The organism is bacterium (assembly GCA_035703895.1).
GTDB lineage: Bacteria > Sysuimicrobiota > Sysuimicrobiia > Sysuimicrobiales > Segetimicrobiaceae > Segetimicrobium.
In genome coordinates this window covers 1-7,518 of sequence record DASSXJ010000042.1, presented here as the reverse complement: position 1 = coordinate 7,518, position 7,518 = coordinate 1, and the positions used below count along the sequence as shown (strand labels likewise).

Genomic DNA, 7,518 nt, shown 5'->3' with positions numbered 1-7,518 from the left:
GAATCCCGCCGCGCGAGAGGCGCGGGGGAATCTGATCGGCGCCGTCCGCCGCTTCCTGCGGCCCAACCTCCCTCTCCTCGCCGCCGGGGTCGTGATCGGGGCCCTCGCGGGGGCCACCTCATTCCAGCCGCTGCTCTTCGGATTCATGCTCGTGGGCTGGGTCGCCGGATATCTGGTCTGGCGAAAGCGCCGGCTGGGGTGGCTGCCTCCGGGAGCCGCAGCCGTGTACGCGCACGCGCGTGTCTGGAGGGACCTCAGCGTGGTGACTGCGATCTTCCTGGCCGCCTGCCGGAGGGTTCGACCCCCGCGCTGACTCAAACCTCGATGAGGGCGAATGGCCGCTCGGGGGTGAGGCGACGTAACACGGGGAGCGAGACATTGTACACAGGGATGCCTTTAGGGGTCGTGCCGGCGTAAGATCCATGATGCGCATGGGCGTGGAACACCGCAACGGCACCGGAGCGGTCGATGGGGTCCACCAAGCGCGACGACCCTAGAAATGGCACCAGTTCCAGGGGCTCTCCCTCCACGGTCTGTCGAATCGGGGCGTAGTGCATCAGCGCGACGGCCCGCAGGCTTCCAGTCTCAGACCGGAGGCGAGTGAGGGCTGTCTCGAGGCGCAATGATTCGTTCACCGCCTCGTGGACGAATTGCTTGACGATCTCCTCACCCCATGGCTGGAGCACCTGATCGTCGAATCCGCCGGCGAAGCCCTTGACCCCCGCGAAGCCCACGCCATGCACCTCATGAGACTCACCGTCCAACACCGACACCCCGCTCCGGGCGAGGATACTGTGCAGGGCGCCTTGCTGGCCCGATTCGTAGTCATGGTTGCCAAGGACGCTAATGATGGGAATGCGGCAGACGGCGAGGGCCTCGGCCAGCGCCTCGGCTTCGTCAGGCAAGCCCCGGTCGGTGAGGTCGCCGCAGAGAACCAGGACTTCCGCCCTGCCGCTTACCTCCGCGAAGAGATCGCGAAGCGGCTGGGGCAACGTGTCGCGGACATGGAGGTCACCCAGGGCGGCGATGCGCACGATCGTGTGCGGGGTCGGACCGACCGCGCCCGGTCTGCATGCGGGGCGCGTCGTGATAGCCCCACTCGGCCATATCGATTTCGTAGTCGTGCGGCGTCAACATCCGTCCGCGGCAGATCGACGCTCGGGGCGCCCGCCGGGCGACTTGGCGATCCAAGCGGCCTCCAAGCTCGCGCATGACCCAAGTGGGCACCGCCGTGCGCTCGGAGGGGTAGATGAAGTGGAAGGTCACCAGGTGCGCGAAGAGCACTGCCCAATCGCGGTCCATCCGGTCGAGGAGACGGCGCCAGTCGAGACGGCGCCCCTGCCGCCGGATGAGATGAGCGATATCGGCCCCGTCGAAGCGGAATCGGTCCTGGACGTAGGCCTTGCTCCAGATCATTTCCTCGGGGGGAATGACCCTGACGGGGACTCCCAACACCGCCGTCTCGCGCGCATGGCGATGCCAGATCTCATCCACGCGGCACCTACCATTGCCGGAACTGAAGATGACGTCGATCATGGCCGGTCCTGAGAGGGCTTTGGCCAGCCAGGTGGGGTGGGTCCATTCGATCCGGCAGCCTAGCGCGCCCAGCACGGTGAGGGCTCGACGGACGTTCTCCGGGCAACAGAACACATCGAGATCCTTGGTATCCCTGAAGATGCCCGCGTACGCGCGCACCGCGTAGGCGCCGCCGATCATGAATGGGACGTTGCCACGCCGCAGCGCACCCAACGCGGCCGTGAAAAACGTCTCTGACTCGTTCGGGTCTCCTACGCGGCTCAGCAAATCGCGTCCCAACATTTTGACGTGTGTGGTACGCGCCGGAAAGCCTACCCAGCGAATGAAGTGTACCCGGTCCGCCGCTCCGCCAAACGCCGGCGCTTTCCAAGGCGGGCCAGCGTGGTGCGCGTGGTGACGTTCATCGCTCGATCATAATGGGGCCGCGCCATCCGCACGCAGGAGGCGGTGGCGGATCCTGTCTCGAATGGCTGCAGAGCCGGTTGGTGCGGCGGCTATCGCGGGGACGTGGAGGGGTTGGGCGCGGCGAGCAGGATGTCGAGGAGTCGCGGGAGGTGTGCCGTGACCTCACCGTTGGTGGCCACGAGATCGCAGCCGGCCCCGCGCGCCGCCGTTTGCCTGGCGACATCGGCGTGGCCGCAGAACCCGAGCAGCGGGATCATCCGGGTGGCAGGAGCGGCTTTGGCGTCCCGGATCGCGGCAACGACGTCCAAGCGGGGAGATGCGAGGTTGAGGATGGCGGCGGCCGGACCGGTGCGGAGGGCTTCTAGGAATGCGCCCGCGGTGCGGACGATGTGTGGGCGGTGGCCGATCCCGCTCAGGGCCGACGCGATCTGCGTGGAGAACAGTAGGTCGTCGCCGGCCACGACGATGACAAGCGGGAGGGGCATCTTAGAGGGGGTAGCCCATCGCTTGGAGCGAGAACCGGCCGTCCTCGCTCAACCGCTCCGGCGTCCACGGCGGGCTCCACACCATCTCGACCTTGCAGTCCTCGACCCCGTCTACGCTGAGCAGCTTGGCTTCGACCTCGCTCACGAGCTGCGGGCCCATCGAGCATCCCACGGCCGTGAGCGTCATCTTGATGTCCACGACCCCGTTTGCGATCGTGATGTCGTAGATCAGTCCGAGGTCCCAGATGTTGACCGGGATCTCCGGATCGAAGCAGGTCTTGAGCACGTCGATGACTTGATCTCGCGTGACCATTGCACATCGCTCCTCAGTCTGACGTCCGCTTCCAGTGTACCATGATGCGACGTGGGGGGGCGGTCCGGCGAACGCTCCTCGTCGTCCTGGTCGCCGTATTGCTGTTTTTTCCCGGCTTCGCCCGCTGGTACACGGAGTGGCTGTGGTTCGGCGAAGTCGGGTACCGGGCGCCGTTCTGGGTGCCCATCGAGTCGCAGGTGGTCGTGGGCCTGGCGGCGGCACTCGCGGTATTCGTCATCCTCTTCCCGAACATCCGGCCGCTGCTTCGGCTCCGCCCCATGCCCAACGTCATCGACCTCAGGTCCTCCGGGGGTCGGGCGTACCGCCAGATCGCCTCCCGCCTCCGTCCTCCCGCGGTGACCGCGATCGTCGTCGGTGTCATCGCCGTGTTGGCGGGCCGCGCCGCCGCGGGATCGTGGTTGACGTTCCAGGGATGGCTCCATGGGGTCTCGTTCGGCGTCCGTGACCCCGTGTTCGGCCTCGATGTCGGATTCTACGTCTTCACGCTGCCGGCGTATACCGCGGTGTACGACTGGCTGTTCTCCTGGACGTTCGTCGCGCTGCTCATCGTGGCCGCCGGATACTACCTCGACCTCGCCCCGCTCCTGATGCGGGGGGTCTGGGCGATCCCGCGTGGAGTCCGCGTGCATCTCGCGGCGCTCACCGGGATCTTGCTCCTGCTGCGCGCCGCCGGGTTCTGGTTTGACGCCTACGGGCTGCTGTTTTCTCCGCGCGGCGCCCTCTACGGCGCGGGATACACCGACCTCCACGCGACGCTCCCGGCCCTCCGGCTGCTGACCGTGCTCGCCGCCGCCGCCGGCCTCCTGATGCTGGCCTCGGTGTGGCTTCGCACGCTTCGCCCCGCGGTGGCGATGCTGGCGGTCATGCTCGTGGTCTGGATCGCGGGCACGGGCGTGTACCCGGCCGCGGTCCAGCAATTCGAGGTCGGCCCCAACGAGTTGAACCGCGAGGCCCCCTACATCCAAAACGGTATCACCGGGACGCTCCGCGCCTTCGGCCTCGACCAGGTCCAGGAGCAGTCGTTCCCGGCGACGGAGAGCCTGACGCCGGCGACGGTCCGGGCGAATCAAGTGGTCCTCGACAACGTCCGGCTCTGGGATTACCGGCCGCTTCTCACGACGTACGCCCAACTCCAGAGCCTGCGGCTGTACTATACGTTCACGAGCGTCGGGATCGACCGGTACCAGATCGGAGGGCACGAACAACAGGTGATGCTCTCGGCGCGGGAACTGGACATCGCGCGACTCTCCTCGGAAGCGCGCACCTGGGTCAACGATCACCAGCTCTTCACCCACGGATACGGGCTCGTGATGACGCCGGTCAACCGGATCTCGGGGGAGGGGCTGCCCGAGTTCTACATCAAAGACATCCCGCCGCAGAGCCCGATCGGCCTCCAGGTCACCCGGCCTGAGCTGTACTACGGGCTTCTCGCCAACCAGTACGTGGTCGTCAACACGCGCACCAAGGAACTGGACTACCCGCAGGGCGACCAAAACGTCTTGGTGACGTATGCCGGGCGCGGTGGGGTGCCGCTCACCGCTCCGCTGGCCAAGCTGGCGTTCGCGGCGCGGCTTGGCGCCTCCCAGTTGCTGTTAAGCACCGACGTCACGCCCCAGAGCCGGGTGATGATTCATCGGGAAGTGCGGGAGCGGGTGGCCCACATCGCTCCGATGCTGTCCTTCGATCACGACCCGTATCTCGTGCTGGTGGACGGCCGGTTGCTCTGGATCGTGGACGCCTATACCACGACGTCCGCCTACCCGTACTCCCGGCCATTCGGCCGCGCCAATTACATCCGGAACGCCGTGAAGGTGGTCGTGGACGCCTACGATGGCACGACCGCGTTCTACGTGATGGATCCCAAGGATCCGTTGATCCAGGCGTACATGGGGATCTTCCCCGGCCTGTTCCGGTCCCTCGACGCGCTCCCCCGGGGGATTGCCGCCCACTTTCGCTATCCCGAGGACCTGTTCACGATCCAGTCGCAGGTCTACTCGACCTTTCACATGAAGGACCCGCGAGTGTTCTACAACCGAGAAGATCTCTGGACATTCCCCAATGAGCTGTTTGGCGGATCCCCGCAGCCGCTCGAACCGTACTACGTGAACCTCAGGCTGGATCCCGCGCGGGGCGAGGAGTTCGCGCTGATCCTCCCGTTTACGCCCGCGGGGAAAGACAACATGGTCGCCTGGATGGCCGGGCGCAGCGATATGCCCAACTACGGCCGGCTCCTCGTCTACCGGTTTCCCAAGGACCGGACGGTGTTCGGCCCGATGCAGATCGAGGCGCGGATCAACCAGGACCCGACGATCAGCGCCCAGCTGTCGCTGTGGAACCAGCAGGGATCCCAGGTCATCCGCGGCAACCTGCTCGTCGTGCCGATTGCCGACGCGCTCCTGTACGTCGAGCCGCTGTACCTTCAGGCCTCGGGCAGCGCGCTGCCGGAGCTCAAGCGGGTGATCGTCGCCTACGGCGCCCGGATTGCCATGGAGCAGACGCTCGAGGCCGCCCTGGCGCGCATCTTCGTCGGGCTCCCCTCCGAGCCTGCGACGATCTCGCCCGGTCAGCCGCGGGGGGCTCCCGCCCAACCGGGAGCTGCGGGGTCCGCACCGCCGTCCGCAGGGGCGGCCGGCGCCTCCCGCTCGCGCATCGCGGCGCTCGCCGCCGAGGCGAACACGCATTACGAGCGGGCGCAGGTTGCCCTTCGAGCCGGGGACTTCGCGACCTACGGGAAAGAGATCGACGCGCTGGGACGCGCGCTCGCCGAGCTCAAGGCCGCGACGGAGCCGCCGCGCAGCACGCCCTGACCGGCCGAGTACGCATGTTTGGCGCCCTCCCGCGAAGGGTAACATTGCAACGGCCCGACGTCACCACGGAGGAGGGCAATAGCGATGAGAGTACTGCACGCTAGTAAGAGAATGGTGTGGATCGTTGGCCTTAGCTTGCTGGCCAACCTGGTCTTCTCACCGGTTGCGTCCCATGCGGCGACCGCGGAAGCGATTTCCGTAGGGGCCGACCGGACACTCCACCAGTTCAGAAGCGAGTTCGGGGATGCCCCTGCGGTTCTGCGTGATGCCCGGGGCCTTCTCGTCTTCCCGGAGGTTATCCAGGCCGGGGTTGGTCTCGGGGGCGCCTACGGTGAGGGCGTGTTGCGAGTGGGCGGCACGACCGTCGGGTATTACAGCCTCACCACAGGCTCGCTGGGCATCCAGTTTGGAGCCCAGAGAAAGTCCGTCATCGTCGCCTTCTTGTCGGACCGGGCGCTCAGAGAGTTCCGGGCCAAGGCGCAGCGGGACGGATACTGGAAAGCGGGGGTCGACGGCTCGCTTGTGCTCGTGAACGTGGGAGGCCAGGCGTCCACGAATCCGGCTCCCAACGCCCCGATCGTGGGGTACGTGTTCGATCAGAGGGGGCTGATGTTCAACCTCAGCCTGCAGGACGCGAAGATCTCGAGGATCGAGCGATAAGCGGCCGCGAGAGCCATCACGGGCCCGGAAATCTTTGCCGGGCCGGTGTGGACGGGTCGCGAACTACACAACCGTAAGACGTCGGGCGGCAAGGCGATCGTAGAGGCACTGGGGTCCACCTCGGTGCCTCTACCGTTGTTGCCCGGCGCGACTGAGGGGGAGCGCGACCTCGCGTCCCGTTCGCGCCGATTCATACACGGCCAGAATGATCTCGAGCGGTTTGCGCGCTTCCTCGCCGGTGATCACCGGGTCTCGATCGTCGGCAATGGCCTGGAGGAAGTCCCCGATCTGCGTTCGATGGCCGGCGATTTGGCTCGCGGCCTGATCCGGCGCCGTCGCCGCCTCCGCGCGGTGGACGGTCCGGACTTTGGCGCCGTACGGGCCGACCTCACCCTTCTCGTCCTTGAACTCCCAGACGACCACCTCGCCCATCTCCACAACGGCCGTCCCGCCTGTCCCGGTGATCTCGATGCGCTCCGGAAGGCCCGGATAGACGGCGGTTGAGACCTCGATCGTGCCAAGTGCGCCGCTGCGAAATGTGAGCAGTGCCAGCGCAACATCTTCGACCGGGATATCGTGCGCAATCATCGAGCAGCGGGCGACCACGCGATCGACCGGTCCCATCATCCACTGCAGCACGTCCACCCAGTGAATGCCCTGATTCATCAGGGCGCCGCCGCCGTCGAGTTTCCACGTCCCCCGCCAGCCCGCACTGCCGTAGTATGCTCCGGTCCGGTACCATTTGACGATCACATCCCCCAGCACCAGGCGGCCGAACCGGCCGGCATCGAGCGCGGCGCGCATCGCTTGGATGCCGGGGTCGAACCGGTGTTGTGAGATCACCGCCAGCTTGACCCCCCGCCGCCGGCATGTCGCGATCAGCCTGTCGGCCGCCTCGAGCGACACGTCGATCGGTTTCTCGACGATCACGTGCTTGCCCGCCTCGGCGGCCTGGGCGCCGACTTCGGCGTGGAGGCCGCTCGGCACGCAGACCGACACCACGTCGATATCGGGGCGCCGCAGCAGTTCCCCCAGATCGGTGTAGGCGTCGACGCCGAACTCGGCCGCGCGACGTTGCGCCGCCTCGGCCGCGACATCGGTCACCGCGCGCAGCCGCGCGTTTGGGAGGCCCGCGACCGCGCGGGCGTGAGACGAGGCAATCACGCCAGCCCCTGCGATGGCAACGCCGAACGGACGATCGTTCGCCGGACGCACGTGAAAATTGTAGCATGATCGTGCCGGCCTGGCGCGCGGACGGTAGGCGACGAAGACGGCGCCCGGCGCGAGCGTA

At 66.9% G+C, this 7,518-nt stretch carries 8 protein-coding genes; 3 read left to right on the top strand and 5 right to left on the bottom strand.

The genetic code is table 11. The annotated features are described in order from the left end of the window. Window positions 1-313 (top strand): hypothetical protein (locus VFP86_03240; GenBank protein HET8998639.1); only part of this gene is annotated, 313 nt, incomplete at its 5' end. A 1-nt stretch (window position 314) separates the two neighbouring features. On the opposite strand, the gene VFP86_03235 is transcribed toward VFP86_03240, so the two are convergent. The 4 genes from VFP86_03235 to VFP86_03220 form a co-directional block, all read right to left on the bottom strand. Next, window positions 315-1,034, bottom strand: coding sequence for a metallophosphoesterase (locus VFP86_03235; GenBank protein HET8998638.1), 720 nt, complete (start codon window positions 1,032-1,034; stop codon window positions 315-317). Further along, complete coding sequence (locus VFP86_03230; protein HET8998637.1) at window positions 1,012-1,803, bottom strand: nucleotidyltransferase family protein; 792 nt, start codon at window positions 1,801-1,803, stop codon at window positions 1,012-1,014. Before VFP86_03230 ends, VFP86_03235 begins: the two co-directional genes overlap by 23 nt. Window positions 1,804-2,030: 227 nt before the next feature. Continuing rightward, complete coding sequence (locus tag VFP86_03225; protein ID HET8998636.1) at window positions 2,031-2,426, bottom strand: hypothetical protein; 396 nt, start codon at window positions 2,424-2,426, stop codon at window positions 2,031-2,033. A gap of 1 nt (window position 2,427) precedes the next feature. Continuing rightward, window positions 2,428-2,739 (bottom strand): iron-sulfur cluster assembly protein, encoded by a 312-nt coding sequence (locus VFP86_03220; protein ID HET8998635.1) that lies wholly within the window; start codon window positions 2,737-2,739, stop codon window positions 2,428-2,430. 41 nt (window positions 2,740-2,780) lie between these two features. Between VFP86_03220 and VFP86_03215 the strand changes: the two genes are divergently transcribed. Then, window positions 2,781-5,567, top strand: a complete 2,787-nt coding sequence (locus VFP86_03215) for a UPF0182 family protein (GenBank protein HET8998634.1) — start codon at window positions 2,781-2,783, stop codon at window positions 5,565-5,567. 84 nt (window positions 5,568-5,651) lie between these two features. After that, window positions 5,652-6,227, top strand: a complete 576-nt coding sequence (locus VFP86_03210) for a lipid-binding SYLF domain-containing protein (protein HET8998633.1) — start codon at window positions 5,652-5,654, stop codon at window positions 6,225-6,227. A 129-nt stretch (window positions 6,228-6,356) separates the two neighbouring features. Here the strand turns inward: VFP86_03210 and VFP86_03205 are convergent. Next, a partial coding sequence (locus VFP86_03205) for a Gfo/Idh/MocA family oxidoreductase (GenBank protein HET8998632.1) occupies window positions 6,357-7,518 on the bottom strand: 1,162 nt, incomplete at its 5' end.